Source organism: Mesorhizobium sp. M0938 (assembly GCF_040319125.1).
Lineage (GTDB): Bacteria > Pseudomonadota > Alphaproteobacteria > Rhizobiales > Rhizobiaceae > Mesorhizobium > Mesorhizobium robiniae.
This window is the reverse complement of the sequence record NZ_JAMYNS010000003.1, coordinates 145,586-162,207: the sequence shown is the minus strand read 5'-3', so window position 1 is coordinate 162,207 and position 16,622 is coordinate 145,586. Positions and strand designations below refer to the sequence as shown.

Here is a 16,622-nt window from a genome sequence, read left to right as displayed (position 1 = left end):
CCCAAGCGGCAAGTGGGTCCGCTGGTCCAAGTAATTTGAAGCCCGCGCTCTTTACACGAAACCGTCACTCGACAAAACTGGCGCAACGCCTATTTCAGGCGCTCGATCTCCAATCATCATCGTGAGGTACCGATGACCGTCGTCACACCGAAATTCGGCATGGGCGCCTCTGTGCTGCGTCGCGAGGACCAGGCCTTCATCAAGGGTCTCGGCCGCTATACGGACGACATCCAGCCCGTCGGCCTCCTGCACGGCTATGTCCTGCGCTCGCCGGTGGCCAAGGCGAGCTTCACCGTCGGTTCGACCGAGGCGGCCAGGGCCGCACCTGGCGTCCATCTGGTGCTGACCGGTGCGGATATTGCTCATCTCGGCAATCTGAAATCCGGCGCCATGCAAAGGCAGCCGGACGGCACCAAGGCGCCGACCCGCGACATTCCGATCCTTTGCCGCGACCGCGTCAATTACGTCGGCGATGCCGTCGCATTCGTCGTCGCCGACAGCCGCGCGCTGGCGCAGGACGCGGCCGAACTGATCGAGGTCGACTACGACGGCGAAGATGCCGCGTCCGGTACCGCCACGGCGCTTGATGAAGGCACGCCGCTGGTCTGGCCGGAACTCGGCTCCAATCGCGCCTTCAGCTATCATATCGGCGACAAGGCAAAGACCGCGGCAGCATTCGCCAAGGCTGCCAAGGTCACCCGGATCGAATTCATCAACAACCGGTTGGTCTGCAATTACATGGAGCCGCGTTCGGCGATCGGCGAGTGGAACACGCAAGAGAACCGCTTCGTCCTGACGACGGGTTCGCAGGGCGTGCATTCCATGCAGTCCATTCTGGCCGGCGTGTTCAAGATCAAGAAGGACCAGCTGCGCGTCATCACGCCGGATGTCGGCGGCGGCTTTGGGCCGAAGACCTTCGTCTATCGCGAGTATCCGCTGGTGCTGGAGGCGGCCAAACGGCTTGGCCGTCCGGTCAAATGGGCTGGCGACCGCACCGAACACTTCCTCACCGATGCACAAGGCCGCGACAATGTCGTGAGGGCTGAAATGGCGATGGACAAGGACGGCCGCTTCCTCGGCATGAGGGTCGACCTTCTCGCCAATATCGGCGCTTATGTCTCTCAATACGGCCCGTTCATCCCCTATATCGGCGTCACAATGTCGACCGGCGTCTACGACATCCATGCGCTCGACGTTTCGGTGACCGGCCTCTACACCAACACCTGCCCGGTCGACGCCTATCGCGGCGCCGGCCGGCCGGAAGCGGCATTCCTGCTGGAAAAGCTCGTCGATGCCTGTGCCCGCGATCTCAATCTTCCCGTCGAAGAGATCCGCCGGCGCAATTTTATCAGGCCTGAGCAATTCCCTTATCGCACTCAGACAGACCGCCTCTACGACACTGGTGAATTCGCAGGTCATATGGACCGTGCCATCGAACAGGCGGAGTGGCAGGCGTTCCCGGAGCGGCTGGCGCAGTCGAAAGCGGCTGGCAAGATCCGCGGCATCGGCATGGCGACCTATATCGAGGCCTGTGCCTTTGCGGGCTCCGAACCGGCCTTTGTCGAACTGAACGGCGACGGTACGGTCACGCTGAAGATTGGCACCCAGGCCAACGGGCAGGGACACGCGACCGCCTATGCGCAATTCCTCTCTGAAAAGCTCCATCTCGACATCGACAAGATACATGTCCGCCAAGGCGACACTGACGAGCTGAAGGCCGGCGGCGGCACAGGCGGCTCGCGCTCCATTCCCCTGGGCGGCGTATCGGCGTCTCGCGCAGGCGAGGATCTGGCCAACAAGATCAAGCGCATCGCCGCGGATGAGCTGGAGGCCTCGGCCGGCGACATCGAATTGTCCAAGGGCGTTGCCCGCATCGTCGGAACCGACCGCACCATTGATTTTTCGAGCATCGCCAAGGCCGCCAAGGACCCGGACGATCTCAAGGGTTTTGGCGAGTTCGTCCAGGACGAATGCACCTACCCGAACGGCACCCACATCTGCGAGGTCGAGATCGATCCCGACACCGGTATGACGGAGATTGTCCGCTATACGATCGTCGACGATTTCGGCGTCACCGTGAACCCGATCCTGCTGGCCGGACAGGTGCATGGCGGCGTCGTCCAGGGCATCGGCCAGGCGCTGACCGAGAACACGATCTATGGTGAGGACGGGCAGCTGTTGACAGCGAGCTTCATGGACTATGCCATGCCGCGCGCCGACGATTTTCCGTTCTTCCATTTCGAAACCCGCAACGTGCCCTCGACCACGAATGCACTCGGCATCAAGGGGGCAGGTGAGGCGGGCACGATCGGCGCAACGCCTGCCGCGCTCAACGCGGTGACGGATGCGCTCTATCGCGTCTACGGCATCAAACACATCGACATGCCGGCGACGCCGGCGCGCATCTGGGCAGCAATCGAAGAAGCAGCTGGTAAGTGAGTCCATCGGATCACTCCGGTGGGCACAACACGCTTACCGGGATCATGCTCAAGATCGTGTCGGTGGCGGTCTTTGTCGGCATGTCGTCCTGCATCAAGGCGGCGGGCACCGTGCCGGCGGGCCAGATCGTCTTCTTCCGCTCCTTTTTCGCCATCTTTCCGATCATCGTCTTCCTGGCATTCCAGGGAAAGCTCCGCACCGGCTTTTCGACCAAACGCCCGCTCAACCACATTGCGCGCGGCGTTGTCGGCGTCTGCGCCATGGGCCTCGGCTTCTTCGCGCTGACGCGGCTGCCGCTGCCGGAAGCGATCACGCTGAACTACGCACAGCCGCTGCTGGTGGTGGTGTTCAGTTCGATCTTTCTGGGCGAAACGATCCGGGTTTATCGCTGGAGCGCGGTTGCCGTCGGACTGGTCGGCGTGCTGGTCATCTCATGGCCGGAACTGACCCTGCTGAGTTCGGGTGCAGCACTCGGCGATCAGGAGGTGCTCGGCGTCATCGCCGCCCTAGTCGCGGCAGCGATCTCGGCCGTAGCCATGCTGCTGGTGCGCAATCTCGTCCAGAGCGAGCCGACGGCAACCATCGTGCTGTGGTTTTCGGTGACGGCGAGCGTCCTGGCGCTGCTTTCCCTGCCGTTCGGCTGGCAGGCGCTGACGCCGGTGCAGGCGGGGCTTCTGGTTCTTTCAGGTTTTTGCGGCGGCGTCGCTCAGATTCTGATGACGGCAGCCTATCGCCATGCCGAGGCTTCGGTCGTAGCGCCGTTCGAGTATACCTCGATGCTGCTTGGCATTGTCGTCGGCTATCTCGCTTTCGGCGACGTCCCGACGGTTCATATGCTCATTGGCGGCCTGATCGTCGTCGCCGCCGGCATCTTCATCATCTGGCGTGAGCGCCAGCTTGGCCTCGAACGCGCCCGCACCCGCCAGGCGACCCCGCCGCAAGGATAATCAGGACGGCTCCGCCCGCTCCTTCGCCAATCGCACCAGCACCGTCCTTGTCTGTTCATCGGCGGGGAAAAAGGACTCGATAGCCAGCTCTGACAGCGTCACATCGAGCGGTGTGCCGAACACGGTGATCGTGCTGATGAACGACAGCACGGCATCGCCATGGGCAAGCCGCAGCGGGTGCACGATCGCATTAGGCTCGACCGGCACCGGCCGCGCGCCGCTCAGGCCGGACGGATAGGTCCGAAGCTCGCGTTCCAATTCGACCAGGACCGGGTCGCCTGAGGCGTCGTTCTGGTGTTTCAGCCGGTCGAGGAGATGCGCGCGCCATTCGGCGAGGTTGACGATGCGCGGCGCTACGCCACCCGGGTGCAGGCTGAGGCGCAGCACGTTGACCGGGGACTTCAGCAACGAGGGCTCGGCGACATTGGCCAGGAATGGGCCGATAGCAGCGTTCGCCGATACCAGGTTCCAGTGCCGGTCGACGGCCAGCGCCGGGAAGGGCTCGTGCCCCTTGAGCACGATCTCGACGGCCGCCATCGCCGGCGCCAGCGAGGCATCGGTGAGCGAACGCTCGCTGAAGCTAGGCGCAAAGCCCGCCGCCAGCAGAAGCTGGTTGCGCTGCCTGAGCGGGATCGACAGCTGCTCGGCCAAATGCAGCACCATGTCGCGAGAGGGTGCCGAACGGCCGCTTTCCACGAAGCTCAGGTGCCGCTGCGAGATTTCGGCTTCCATGGCTAGATCGAGTTGGCTCATGCGCCTGCGCGTGCGCCATTCGCGAATGAGGCTGCCGGCGGAAGTCTGGGATGCTGTCATGGCGATATGACTAGGTCGGCGGCGGCGGCTTTTCAATTACCGGGCAGGTTATAGCGCTTCTCCCGGCTTTTGCGGGGCGAGAAAACGCTGGTCGTCAACCCAGCGCCCGCAACTTCGCCTTCACTTCCAGGAAATCCCGCCACGCCAGTTTCTTGTGCGCGGGAGTTCTCAACAGATAGGCGGGGTGAAGGGTCGGCATGGCGGGAATGGCAATGCCGGAGGCGGTCGTGTGGACGCGCCAATTGCCGCGCAGCCGCAGGATGCCCTCGCTGGTGTTGAGAAGCGTCTTTGCCGAGGGGCCGCCCAGATTGACCAGCACCTTCGGATTGACCAGCTCGATCTGCCGTTCGATGAACGGCCGACAGATCTCCGTCTCGTGCGGTGTCGGGGTGCGGTTGCCCGGCGGCCGCCAGGGGATGACATTGGCGATGTAGGCCGACGTCCGGTCGAGGCCGATCGCGGCCAGCATTCGGTCGAGCAGCCGGCCCGAGCGGCCGACGAACGGCAATCCCTCGATGTCCTCGTCGCGGCCGGGCGCCTCACCGACCAGCATGACAGCGGCATTCGGATTGCCGTCGGCGAACACCAGGTTCTTGGCGGTGAATTTGAGATTGCAGCCGTCGAATGCCGCCATGTGCTGGCGAAGCTCATCCAGCGTTGCCGCGGTCGTCGCCAATTGACGCGCCAGGGCCGCTTGCTGCTCGTCGGGCACCGTCGCCGCCCCGGACGGCGCGCGGGCTACCGGTGCCGCAGCTTGCCTTTCGCCCATTTCGGCGCGTGCCACGCTCGTCGAGCGCGGCAGTGCGGCGTTTTCACCAGTTGGCTGCGTAACTGCCGCTGGCGCCCGCTCAGGCGGCTTCGACGCAGCCTCGGCAAACCGGTTCAGAGGCTCCTCTTCGAGCGCTTCATCGACGCCCGCGCTGGCGTAGAAGGCCAGCAGGTCCGCGATATCAGGTCGGTTGTCTCGGGAAACGGCAGTCATGCTTCACATTCGGCCGCGCGGCAGGAATTTGCAAGCAATGCATGTCGCCCAAAAGTGCATAGCGGTTTTGGGATAACGACATGCATAAACAGGACTCTTAACTCGACGGTATACGCGGATCCTGCACGAGATAGAACGTCCAGCGCGGCGTGTAGTCGGTGATCAGGTAATCGAAGCTTGCCGTCTTCAGTGGATCGATCTTGCCGCTTTTGAACAGTAGCCGGTCATAGGGTTCGAAGTCGCGATCGAAATCGGCGAAGCTGCTCGACCATATGTTGTCAGGCGTCTTGTTGCGCTGGTCGAAAGACAGGCCGTCGCCGAACACACTCGGCCGGTGGAGCATCTCCTGGAGTTCGAACTGGAACTCGACCCAGGCCTGGCCGCTGTTGTTGAGTACGTCGATGCGCATATACATGAGGCCGTTGGCAAATTGGCCCGCGGTGCCGAACGGCTGGATCGGTTTTGTCGTGCGGATGGTCAGTGTCACCGGTGTTGCCGAATTGAGCTCTTCGGTGATGACAAGCGGGTCGTCCTTTGTCCCGATGCCCGAGGCGCTGGTGATGCGGAAGCCGCCGAGCTCGTCGGAAAAGGAGTAGGCTCCGGCCGCCCAGACCCTTTGTGGCTCGGCGTGGGCCTCAATGGGCGCGACCGGCAAAAGGGCCAAAGCGAGCGCCCGGCAAATCCGTCCGGGCGAGAAAAAAAAGCGCGTCGATGAAAAGCCGGTCGGCCCGTATATGCGCATGGTGCGAAGTATGGACGATAAGCAAGCCGTCGAACAATTAAAAACGTGAGGGCGGCGGCTCTCGTTGGAACTTGCCTGGCCCGGATCGATGTTCCGTGGACCGCAAACCATGATCTTGTAGTACGATGCGCGACTTTTTGACGAAAACGCCATTGTCACGTCAGCGCCGGTTTCGCGTCGCGAATTGATGCGCTATGCAGCGGATAAGCCAGCAAGATGCGCAAATGCGCTCGCATGACCCCAAAAAGTGAAATCACTTTTTGGAAAGGATCATGCGAAAATAAAAGTTGCCAGAGTGTCCTTTGCGCGTCCAATGGGCGCGCGGCACTCTGGGCAGTGAGGGGTTGATGAGCGATATCGAACGCGAAAGCATGGAATTCGACGTGGTCATCGTCGGCGCCGGTCCGGCGGGCCTCGCCGCCGCGATTCGTCTCAAGCAGGTCAATCCCGAGCTTTCCGTCGTCGTCCTGGAAAAGGGTGGCGAAGTCGGCGCCCACATCCTGTCCGGCGCCGTTGTCGATCCGATCGGCATCGACCGGCTGTTGCCGGGCTGGCGTGACGAAGAGGGACATCCGTTCAAGACGCCGGTCACGGCAGACCATTTCCTGGTCCTCGGCCCCGCCGGTTCGTTCCGGCTGCCCAACATCCTGATGCCGCCGCTGATGAACAATCACGGCAACTACATCGTTTCGCTCGGCAATGTCTGCCGCTGGCTGGCGACCAAGGCCGAGGCGCTGGGCGTCGAGATCTATCCGGGCTTTGCCGCCGTGGATCTCATTTACGGTGACGATGGCGCGGTCACCGGCGTCGTCACCGGCGATATGGGCGTCGAGAAGGACGGCACGCACGGCCCGGGCTTCGCGCCGGGCATGGCGCTGATGGGCAAATACGTCCTAATCGGAGAGGGCGCGCGCGGCTCTTTGGCCAAGCAGCTGATCGCCAAATACCATCTTTCCGACGACCGCGAGCCCGGCAAATACGGTATCGGCCTCAAGGAGCTCTGGCAGGTCAAGCCGGAGAACCACAGGCCGGGCCTGGTGCAGCATTCTTTCGGCTGGCCGCTCGACATGAAGACCGGCGGCGGCTCCTTCCTCTACCATCTGGAGGACAACCAGGTTGCGGTCGGATTCGTCGTCCACCTCAACTACAAGAATCCCTATCTGTCGCCGTTCGATGAATTCCAGCGCTTCAAGACCCATCCGGCGATCAAAGGCACGTTCGAGGGCGCCAAGCGGCTGGGTTATGGCGCCCGCGCCATCACCGAAGGCGGCTGGCAGTCGGTGCCGAAACTGTCCTTTCCCGGTGGCGCGCTGATCGGGTGTGCTGCCGGCTTCGTCAACGTGCCGCGCATCAAGGGCTCGCACAATGCCGTGCTTTCCGGAATGCTGGCGGCCGAGCATGTCAGCGACGCGATTGCCGCCGGCCGCGCCAATGACCAACTGGCCTCTTACGAGGCGGCATGGCGGGCGACCGACATCGGCAAGGATTTGAAGAAGGTGCGCAACGTCAAGCCGCTGTGGTCGCGCTTCGGCACCGTCGTCGGCGTCGGCATTGGCGGCCTCGACATGTGGCTGAACACGCTGTTCGGCTTCTCGCCCTTCGGTACGCTAAAGCACGGCAAGGCCGATTATGCGACGCTGGAGCCGGCCGCCAAACATAAGAAGATCGCCTATCCGAAACCGGACGGCGTACTCACCTTCGACCGCCTGTCCTCGGTGTTTCTCTCCAACACCAACCACGAGGAAAACGAGCCGGTCCACCTGCTGGTCGCGGATATGGATCTGCAGCAGCGTTCCGAACACGATGTCTATGCCGGGCCCTCGACACGCTACTGCCCGGCCGGCGTCTACGAATGGGTCGATAAGGATGGCAACGCCGCCGCCGATCCCACCGCGAAGGACGTGCGCTTCGTCATCAACGCGCAGAACTGCGTCCACTGCAAGACGTGCGATATCAAGGACCCCAACCAGAACATCAACTGGGTGCCGCCACAAGGCGGTGAGGGACCAGTTTACCAGAACATGTAGCGCAAGATATTAGCTATTACTAACTGAACAGATCTGGCGAACGTATTGAATGCTAGAAAATTGCCGTTCTGGTCTTCGCGCAGATACCGAATCTACGCCACGGCGGCGATAGTCTTATCCTCCACCGGCTGCGGCACCGGCGTTCCATAGACCCAGAAGGAATCCGGAACCGGAGAGCCGCTCCAGACCACGGCCTCGGCGATCTGGGACGCCTCCCATACCACGGTTTTCCAGGCCGGATCGAAGATCATGTAGCCGGGATCGCCCATCACCTCGATGCGATTACCCCCCGGTTCCAGCATGTACAGGAACGTTGCCCCGCCGATGCCATGCCGGCCCGGGCCGTGCTCGATCGAAATCCCGGCTTCCCTTGCCAGCTCCGCCAGATCGAAGAGATGCTGCACCGAAGTGTAGTGGAAACAGACGTGGTGGAAGCGTCCACGCATCTCCGTCGGCTCCGGGACGATTGCAATATCGTGCGAAAGGTTGGTCACGCTAAGCCAGCTCGCGATCGCCGACCCGTTGTCACCAACGACCCGCTCGCGCTCGCGAAAGCCCAGCACGTCAACCATGAAATCGCGGCAGGCGCCGGTGTTAGCGGCCATCAGGTTCAGGTGGTCGATGCGGCGAACCGGAATGCCGTTGAGCGGGCGCCTCTGCGGGCGATTAAGCAATTTCGTAGCCTGCCCCGGCGGTACGCTGACATAGTCGATGTCCCACAGCAGCTCCATCTGGTGCCCCTCGGGCGTTTCGAATCTGAAGGCTCGGCCATGGCCGGCGTCACCGTCGATCCAGCCTCGCCCGAGGCCGGTCGCCTCTATCGCTGCGACCCGCCGCTCCAGCGCCTGCGGGCTGCGCGTCCGCCAAGCGACGTGCCCCAGTCCGGCGTGCTGTGCCTCGCTCACCTTCAGCGAGTGGTGATACTGTTCCTCATAGCCGCGTAGATAGGCCGACTTGCCCCGTCGCTCAGTCTCTTGCATGCCCATGAAATCCATGAAGAAGCGTAACGTCCCATCGAGATCGGGCGTCAGCAATTCGAAATGCGCCAGCTGGGCGACATCGAAGATTGGTTCGGAAAGGGTGTTCATGACGACACTCCTGAAGGGTGAAACGGGTCTATTTTGACGGAAATATACTCCTGTATCCGTCAAGTGGCCGCACAACAGTTCGCGGCACGGTGTGATACCCTGTCAGGCCGCCGGTACCGGCTGAATGATCCCCTGCGCACAGAAGAGTTGCCCGTCGGCCAGCCGCGCATAATTATGAACGACTTTGTTCTCGTGATCCTGAACCTGAACGACGAAGTTGCCGCTCTGCTCCGTCCAGCTCATGATAAAGAGACCAGGGCGGACGTCTGTCAGGTCGCTCTTCACGACCTCGTCGATCTGAGTAGCGCCGATCGTCGCCCGTACATGCAATTCTGTCGGCGACAGAACCGTCAGCCGAGGCACGAACGGGCCGAATGCACAGTCGAAAGTCTTGCCGACGAGCGATGTCGGGCCACCATGGGTCGCAGCCATTTTATTCTCCTGGATGATTTGGCGCTCACACGCCCAGAGTTGGGCACACGAGCCTTCGTTGAGACAGAATGCTTGAAAACTGCTATTTCTGCTAATTGGAGCGCTCCAATGCAAGGTCTGCCTTTTATAATGACGAGTCAAGAATAAACTTGGAGCGCTCCAAAAAAGTGTTTAACTGAAGGAATGAACCATTCCAAAACGCCGACCCTCGCGGATGTCGGGAGAGTCGCCGGGGTCTCCCGCGGCACAGTCTCCAACGTCTTCAACCACCCAGACCTCGTGCGGCCCGATGTGCGCGAGCGTGTCGAGGCTGCGGCGCAGCAGCTTGGTTACGATGGTCCCGACCCCAGAGGACGAGTGCTGCGGGACGGCAAGTTCAACGCCATCGGATTTATGCCGCCGGGCGCCTATGCCATTGCCGACGTGATCAGAAGCCCATATGGACGAGAACTGGTGCTTGGCGTTTCGCTTGCGTGCGACGAGGCCGGGGCAACGCTGAGCCTAGTCAACGGTACGGACGAAACGCGCACCTCCACCATCCGGGAGGCGTTGGTTGACGGCTTCATTTTGGGCCATAGCGTAGACATCGATCTGATCACCTCGGCGCAGCGCCGGCGCCTGCCTTTTGTCATCCTCGAAAGCGATGCCGGCCCGGATATCAATTCGATCCGGATCGACGGCAGGAGCGGAGCACTTATGGCTGTCGCGCATCTGGCTGCTCTCGGGCATCGGCATTTTCTGATCCTCTCCATCCGGCGCACCTCCGGACCGCCGATTGTCCATATGCCGGGCAAGGGCAAGCGTGCGATTACCGCGGGCTTTCAGCTCGACTATGAAAGGCTCGAGGGTTTCGCCCAAGGCTTGGCGGAGGTCAATCTGTCGATCGATGATGTCCCGATCATCGAAACCACCCCTGGGGAGCTTTCGGCCGGGGCTGTCGTGTTCGATCGATTTCCAGAAGCAACGGCAATCCTGACCATGTCGGACTGGCAGGCAATCACTGTCCTCGACGAAGCGGTTCGTCGCGGCATAAACATTCCCGATCACGTGTCGGTTGTGGGCTTCGATGGCACCGCGGAATCGGCACGCACCACGCCCCCACTGACCACTGTCACACATGACATCGCCGGGAAGGGTCGCCTTGCTGCCCAGATGGTGTTTGAAAACGGCCAGCCGAGGCAGATCATCATGTCGGTTGAACTGGTAGTCCGCGGATCGACGGCCCCGCCGCGTTAAGGAATTCCACAAGGATCGCGATCAGCGCGCAACGTGGCGCCCTGCCGAACGCATGGCGCGTCGCCGCAGGCGCTCAAGGCGCCTACAGGATTCATCCGATTTTCAGGGAAGCCGCGTTTGCTCCAGCAAGCGGACGATCGGGAACTCGGGCGTATTGAGATTCAAATCAGGTCGCGCCGAAGAATCTCGCCCGTTCAACACGCGATCGAATAGGCCGCTGCGATGCGCGGATCAATGGAGCACAACGTCAGCGTGTGAAGTCCATCGGGACCGTCGACCAAAATGACGGCTCGCTATATTTGCGGCCTCTAAAAAACATTGAAGCGGCGCGGCGCTTGTGGTTCCTTTCCTTCCTGACCCGGAGAGATGAGACATGCGCCTGGCGGTTCTGACGTGCCTTGCAGCGATTGGCGCTTTGTGCGGCTTCGCACCGTCGGCATCGGCTGACACGAAGGTGCTGGTCAAGACCCGAACCTACGACATATCAGGAACCACGGGCGCCGCACTGATCGAAGCCATGGACCGTAGGGGTCCGAAGAGGCATGGCTTCATGACGCACGCCATCGCGCTGACCGCCTATACTGTAAATTGGGACCTTGAGATCAGCAGGGAGGGCGGTGTCTGCCGTCTGCGGCAGGCCAATGGGACACTCGATCTCACCTACACCTTACCCCGAATGACCTCAGCCGCGACGCCGGCGCTTCAGAAGCGCTGGAAGCGGTTTTTCGAGGGCGTTCGTGCCCATGAGCATAACCATGGCCGCATCGCCAAGGTGATGATGCGGGCCACCGAGAAATCGATCACGGGACTGGAATTCGCCGACAACTGGGTTTGCAGCAAGACACACCGCGAGGCGAGGCGTCGGATCAAAGCCGTCTATGCCGAATATGAGGCGAAACAGAACGCCTTCGATGCGCGCGAGCATCGCGACGGCGGCCATGTCGAGCACCTCGTTCGTGCTCTGGTGCGCAAGCAGTAGGCGCTCAGCTTCGAGTCTTGCGGTTCTGTGTGACGAATGCGGTCGCGGTTTCATCTTCGTCGACCGGCTTTTTCTCTTCCGGCCTAAGCGAGAATTCCACCATCACCGGAAGATGGTCGGAGCCTGTGCCTTCCAGCCTCGACACCGAATGGATGAGAACCGCGCCCTTGCTGAAAACCTGGTCGATCGGCAGTCCGGCGAAGCGCAGGAAGTCCGGCAGCTTGATATAGAGCCAGGTCGGCCCCGGCGAAGGCACCACTGTCAGCTTGCCAAGATCTGCCACGCGCCGGACGGCGGCACTCCACGGCACTGCATTGCAGTCGCATGCCAGGACCGACGTCTCGCCAAGCGAGGCGAGTTCCTCCTGCAATCCGCCGATCTGCCGTGATTGGTTGCGCGGCCATGGCCAGGTGAGGTGCATGGCGGCGACGTCGACGTCGTTTCCGCCGAAATCGACCGTCGCGATGGCCATCGCACCGCGCCTGTCGCAGCGCGGTTGCGTTCCGGCGGCAAACGGCCGCCTGGACAGCAGCGCAACGCCGAACACGCCATTGGGGTAGGGGCAGAGGATCCGGTAGGGATAGGCGCTGGCAATATAGCCAAGCTCGGTCGTCCACATCTCCGACACTTCATCGAGAGTGATCACGTCCGGATTGGTCCGGCCGATCAGCGACAGTACTTTCTTCGGTGTCGGATTGTTGAACCGCAGGTTCATCTGCAGCAGGCGGTAGACCATCGGGTCACCGGGGTAGACCGTCTGGTCACCGGGGTAGACTGGCTGGTCATCGGGGTTAACTTCGTAGGCTGCCTGGACCGGCCACAGGCGAGGCACGGGCAGCGCGTTCGACGTGGTGGCAAACGCAGCCACGGCAAAGAGCAGCGCTGTGGCCGCCTGCAGGCGAAACGAGGTCGCGAGCAGTGGCAGCGCGCAAAGCGCCATCAGCACGGCAAGATGAACGCGGAAATGGGCGAAGGAATCGAACGCCGGATGCAGCGTTCCGAAAAACCCGGCCACCAGCGCGACCGAGCAGCCGAGCATTGCGACGAATGCCACCGACGCCATCATGTTTCGAACGCGTGCCATCCACTTTGCTTATCGGCAGAAATGCGGCCAATCAAGATGACGAAATGCCTGCCGCGCTGTTACCATGCTCCGGTCGATGAAGATCGGTCCTACTGGAACGCCGTCTCCGAAAAGCTTCTGAGCTTGCGCGAATGCAACCGTTCCATCGGCATCTCGGCCAGCTTTTCCATCGCCCTGATGCCGATGGTCAAATGCTGTGCCACCTGCCGCTTGTAGAACTCGGTCGCCATGCCGGGCAGCTTCAATTCGCCATGCAGGGGCTTGTCGGAGACGCAAAGCAGGGTGCCGTAGGGCACGCGGAAACGGAAGCCATTGGCGGCGATCGTCGCCGATTCCATGTCGAGCGCGATCGCTCGCGACTGCGACAGCCGCTGCACCGGCCCACGCTGGTCGCGCAGCTCCCAATTGCGGTTGTCGATGGTGGCGACGGTGCCGGTGCGCATGATACGCTTGAGGTCATAGCCGGAAAGGCCGGTGACTTCGGCGACCGCCTCCTGCAGCGCCACCTGGATTTCGGCCAGCGGCGGGATCGGCACCCAGACCGGAAGGTCGTCGTCCAGAACATGGTCTTCCCTGACATAGGCATGCGCCAGCACATAGTCGCCCAGCGCCTGGGTGTTGCGCAGGCCGGCGCAATGGCCGAGCATCACCCAGGCATGCGGCCTGAGCACCGCAATATGGTCGGTGATCGTCTTGGCGTTGGACGGGCCGACGCCGATATTGACCATGGTAATGCCGCCATGGTTCGGCTTCTTCAGATGATAGGCCGGCATCTGCGGCAGGCGCGGCGGCGCGACGCCCGCGCCAGGCGCGCTTTGCCCAGCCTTGGTGACGACGTTTCCCGGCTCGACAAGTTCGACGTATCCGCCGCCGCCATTCGCCATCAGCTCGTGCGCACGGGCGACGAATTCGTCGATGTAGAACTGGTAGTTGGTGAACAGCACGAAATTCTGGAAATGCTGGGGACTGGTCGCCGTGTAGTGCGACATCCGGTGCAGCGAGTAGTCGATGCGTTGCGCGGTGAACGCCGCCAGTGGCCTGGCTTCGCCTAACGCCACTTCGAACGTGCCGTTGGCAATCTGGTCGTCGGTGCCGTCGAGATCCGGCACGTCGAACAGGTCACGGATCGGCCGCCTGATGCGCTCGGCTGCCGCGCCGTCGACATGGGAGCCTTCCAAAAACGCGAAATGAAGCGGAATGGGCGTCGTCGATTCCGAAACCGTGACTGGAACGCCGTGATTGCGCATGATCAGGCGAAGCTGTTCGATGAGATAGCGTTCGAACAGGGCAGGCTGGGTGATGGTGGTCGAGAAATGCCCAGGCGTCGGCATGTGGCCGTAGGCCTGCCGCGAGTCGATCTGGGTGAACGAAGTCGTGGTGACGCCGACCTCGGGATAGAAGGCCCGGTAGCGCTTGTTGTTGTCGCCGCCTGCGGCGAGCGCCGTAAACGAATCGCGCAGGAATTTGGTGTTGCGGTCGTAAAGGACCTGCAAGGCCGCGACGGCCTTTCCGGCATCATTGAAGCTCTGCCGGCCGAACGGCTCCGGCATCACGACTGAGTCTATGGCCTGGGGATAGATTCGCTTTTCCATGACCCAATATAGAGGCTTGGTCAGGCGGTTGGGAGGGGGTATGCCGGCCTGAGCACGGCCAAAGCGTCGTTTTTTGCTCGAATGGTTTCGATGAAGGTCGATCGGGCCTAGCCGCGCCGCAGGCTGACCAACAGCACAAAGCCGACGCCGTTCTTCTTCAACGCCGGCGCTTCGATCGTCGAGCCGGCATCGGCGCGCAGCGTCGGCACGGCCAGAACCGGCGCTGCAAGGACCATCAGGATGAGCGTCGCCCGCGGCACAAGCCGAAGGATCCTGAAGGCGTTGGCGACGATGCGGTTCATGGCGTGTTGTTCTCTCTAAAGGTCTTTGTGGGCGTCAGCGGCGAAGGTGGCTCGGGCAACCGAACCGGCAGGAACTAGCCTGGTCCCAGGAGCGCGCCGGACGGCTAGCCTCGGCAACGAGGATGGCGAACAACATGCCGAACAGGCTCACCAGCAGGCAGACGATGGTAAAGCGGCGGGCGAACATTGCGTGGCGTCTCCTTCAACACGCATGAGAATGCCCTGACGCAACTGAACCGGTTCTGATGCCGGCGTTCATCTGCGGTTCAAATTAATCAACGGAGTGTTGAATGCCCGCCGTGCAGTGCGCCCACGCCGGTCACGAGCGTCGCCGCAGTCTTTCTGCCGACTCCCGACGTCGCTCACACGAACGAAGGATGCGCAAAATTGCTGGTAGGTACGGAAGGCGCGGCCTGACGATCGGTCCGTTGTCGCGAAGAGATGCCGTAACAGAAAACGGGGCTTCGCGGCCCCGTTTTTCAATTTGTGACAAGTGGAACGATCAGAGCTTGTGCCAGGTCTGGCTCTTGCAGATCAGTCCGCCGAGCACGCAGCCACTCATCTTGAGCGAGGCGCCCGAGACCGAGGCCTTGCCCGAATAGGTCTTGTCGGTTTCCGGATCGGTTATGGTGCCCGTATATTTGTTGGCGCCGGACACCTTGAACGAACCGATGCGCTTGCCGGCAAACTTGCCCGATTTGAGCGTGATGGAATATCCACCGCCGCCGCCCGCGATGGCGGCGGTCGCACCGGCCTGCGTTTTCCAGTTGCCTTCGATCGGATCGGCCCAAGCCGTGCCGGCCATGATCAGTGTGGCCGCAAGGGCCATGCCGATTTTACGAAACATGTTTCTCCTCCCTGCAGGCATCCGGCCGGGTATTTCGCCTCGGTCTGCCCTTTACGCAAACGTAAGCTAATCCACCTCCCAGCAAAACAAAAGCGGTGCCGCTGCGGAAGACTTCAGGATTTTCGGCGGTCCGAAGCGGTCTCGCCGGCGAGAAATGAAACGATGGGCATGCCGGCTTTGTCTCCCGTGGTTAGCGGAGTCTTGATTTGCGCCTCACAAATTTTCGTCAAATTTAGCCCAAACCGCCGAAATTGCTGGTTTTGCATCCTTAACGAATTCCCGCGTTTACCTCTTGTTTTAGCTTTGTTTTCCTCAAATTAAGCACACCGTTTAACGACGGATTCAAGCCTTCGCTTCATTCTCGAAAGCATCGAAAGAGCGGCCACCCCAAGGGTTATCGACAGATACCAAGGGACAGAAGAAGGCAGCTCTCGGGAGCCTGACAGGGGCTAGAACAGGGGATTGAAATGGCACGTTTTGAAATGCCTGAAGCCGGCTTCGGCGCCATAGGGGCAACTGCCCAAGCCGACATTCTTTTCGAACTGGGCATGATGTATGCGACCGGCCGCGATTGCGAGACCGATGTCGTCGCCGCCCACAAATGGTTCAACATCGCTGCGATCAAAGGCTCGATCCGCGCCGCGGAACTGCGCTCGGAATTGTCGGCCGCCATGTCGAAGGTCGAGATCGCCAGGGCGCTTCGTGAAGCTCGCGAATGGATGACGATGCACTAAGTCAGCCCTCGATTTCATCAGGCACTAAGTTCATCACGCACTGAGATCACCGACAGGGACGCTCTAGGTCAAGGCCGCACAGATGGCCGGACCGGCGAGAGCAAGGCCGCGCAAGACGGTCGCATCAACAACAACAAGAATGCGGCAGGCCGGACACGGCCGAACCGCGCCACGACAGGGAAGGCGAGCGGTTTCGGGCACGGGAGTGTCCGGAGATGCTCCGATCGACAAAGCCGCGACCGGCCGAAACAAGGCCGGCGCGGCTTTGCGTTTTCGCGCCATGATCCCAAAAAGTGGAAACCGTTTTTGGAAAGATCATAGTCAAACAGAAACGTTGCAGGCCTAATCGAGTGCCGCCAATGCGCCTAGACAGGCTTG

At 61.6% G+C, this 16,622-nt stretch carries 16 protein-coding genes; 6 read left to right on the top strand and 10 right to left on the bottom strand.

Annotated elements, in window-relative coordinates:
• Nucleotides 1-132: 132 nt before the first annotated feature.
• Together NKH73_RS06055 and NKH73_RS06050 are read left to right on the top strand one after the other, a co-directional pair.
• Nucleotides 133-2,439 (top strand): xanthine dehydrogenase family protein molybdopterin-binding subunit, encoded by a 2,307-nt coding sequence (locus NKH73_RS06055; protein WP_352929063.1) that lies wholly within the window; start codon nucleotides 133-135, stop codon nucleotides 2,437-2,439.
• Nucleotides 2,440-2,483: 44 nt separating this feature from the next.
• Nucleotides 2,484-3,386: a DMT family transporter gene (locus tag NKH73_RS06050; protein ID WP_352929835.1), complete on the top strand. Its 903-nt coding sequence runs from the start codon at nucleotides 2,484-2,486 to the stop codon at nucleotides 3,384-3,386.
• Here the strand turns inward: NKH73_RS06050 and NKH73_RS06045 are convergent, their stop codons facing one another.
• The 3 genes from NKH73_RS06045 to NKH73_RS06035 form a co-directional block, all read right to left on the bottom strand.
• Nucleotides 3,387-4,199 (bottom strand): helix-turn-helix domain-containing protein, encoded by an 813-nt coding sequence (locus NKH73_RS06045; protein WP_352929061.1) that lies wholly within the window; start codon nucleotides 4,197-4,199, stop codon nucleotides 3,387-3,389.
• A gap of 94 nt (nucleotides 4,200-4,293) precedes the next feature.
• A complete protein-coding gene (locus NKH73_RS06040) occupies nucleotides 4,294-5,181 on the bottom strand; it encodes a uracil-DNA glycosylase (protein WP_352929060.1) in 888 nt (295 codons plus the stop codon).
• A gap of 97 nt (nucleotides 5,182-5,278) precedes the next feature.
• Complete coding sequence (locus NKH73_RS06035) at nucleotides 5,279-5,923, bottom strand: hypothetical protein (protein ID WP_352929058.1); 645 nt, start codon at nucleotides 5,921-5,923, stop codon at nucleotides 5,279-5,281.
• Nucleotides 5,924-6,270: 347 nt separating this feature from the next.
• On the opposite strand from NKH73_RS06035, the gene NKH73_RS06030 reads away from it, so the two are divergent.
• The gene (locus NKH73_RS06030) at nucleotides 6,271-7,950 is read left to right on the top strand and encodes an electron transfer flavoprotein-ubiquinone oxidoreductase (RefSeq protein WP_352929056.1); all 1,680 of its coding nucleotides are present in this window, start codon (nucleotides 6,271-6,273) and stop codon (nucleotides 7,948-7,950) included.
• Between the two features lie 92 nt (nucleotides 7,951-8,042).
• On the opposite strand, the gene NKH73_RS06025 is transcribed toward NKH73_RS06030, so the two are convergent.
• A complete protein-coding gene (locus NKH73_RS06025) occupies nucleotides 8,043-9,038 on the bottom strand; it encodes a VOC family protein (protein WP_352929054.1) in 996 nt (331 codons plus the stop codon).
• A 102-nt stretch (nucleotides 9,039-9,140) separates the two neighbouring features.
• The gene (locus tag NKH73_RS06020) at nucleotides 9,141-9,470 is read right to left on the bottom strand and encodes a MoaF-related domain-containing protein (protein ID WP_352929053.1); all 330 of its coding nucleotides are present in this window, start codon (nucleotides 9,468-9,470) and stop codon (nucleotides 9,141-9,143) included.
• A 183-nt stretch (nucleotides 9,471-9,653) separates the two neighbouring features.
• On the opposite strand from NKH73_RS06020, the gene NKH73_RS06015 reads away from it, so the two are divergent.
• Complete coding sequence (locus NKH73_RS06015) at nucleotides 9,654-10,706, top strand: LacI family DNA-binding transcriptional regulator (protein ID WP_352929051.1); 1,053 nt, start codon at nucleotides 9,654-9,656, stop codon at nucleotides 10,704-10,706.
• 373 nt (nucleotides 10,707-11,079) lie between these two features.
• Entirely contained in the window at nucleotides 11,080-11,685 is a 606-nt protein-coding gene (locus tag NKH73_RS06010) for a DUF922 domain-containing protein (protein WP_352929049.1), read from the top strand.
• 4 nt (nucleotides 11,686-11,689) lie between these two features.
• On the opposite strand, the gene NKH73_RS06005 is transcribed toward NKH73_RS06010, so the two are convergent.
• From NKH73_RS06005 to NKH73_RS05985, 5 genes are all read right to left on the bottom strand, one after another.
• Complete coding sequence (locus tag NKH73_RS06005; protein WP_352929048.1) at nucleotides 11,690-12,769, bottom strand: endonuclease/exonuclease/phosphatase family protein; 1,080 nt, start codon at nucleotides 12,767-12,769, stop codon at nucleotides 11,690-11,692.
• A gap of 89 nt (nucleotides 12,770-12,858) precedes the next feature.
• Nucleotides 12,859-14,319 (bottom strand): AMP nucleosidase, encoded by a 1,461-nt coding sequence (locus NKH73_RS06000; RefSeq protein ID WP_352929046.1) that lies wholly within the window; start codon nucleotides 14,317-14,319, stop codon nucleotides 12,859-12,861.
• Nucleotides 14,320-14,468: 149 nt separating this feature from the next.
• Nucleotides 14,469-14,663, bottom strand: coding sequence for a hypothetical protein (locus tag NKH73_RS05995; RefSeq protein ID WP_352929044.1), 195 nt, complete (start codon nucleotides 14,661-14,663; stop codon nucleotides 14,469-14,471).
• 34 nt (nucleotides 14,664-14,697) lie between these two features.
• Nucleotides 14,698-14,850 (bottom strand): hypothetical protein, encoded by a 153-nt coding sequence (locus NKH73_RS05990; RefSeq protein ID WP_352929042.1) that lies wholly within the window; start codon nucleotides 14,848-14,850, stop codon nucleotides 14,698-14,700.
• A 315-nt stretch (nucleotides 14,851-15,165) separates the two neighbouring features.
• Nucleotides 15,166-15,510 (bottom strand): DUF2147 domain-containing protein, encoded by a 345-nt coding sequence (locus NKH73_RS05985; protein WP_352929040.1) that lies wholly within the window; start codon nucleotides 15,508-15,510, stop codon nucleotides 15,166-15,168.
• A gap of 467 nt (nucleotides 15,511-15,977) precedes the next feature.
• Between NKH73_RS05985 and NKH73_RS05980 the strand changes: the two genes are divergently transcribed.
• Nucleotides 15,978-16,244, top strand: a complete 267-nt coding sequence (locus NKH73_RS05980) for an SEL1-like repeat protein (protein WP_352929038.1) — start codon at nucleotides 15,978-15,980, stop codon at nucleotides 16,242-16,244.
• The last annotated feature ends 378 nt before the right edge of the window (nucleotides 16,245-16,622 follow it).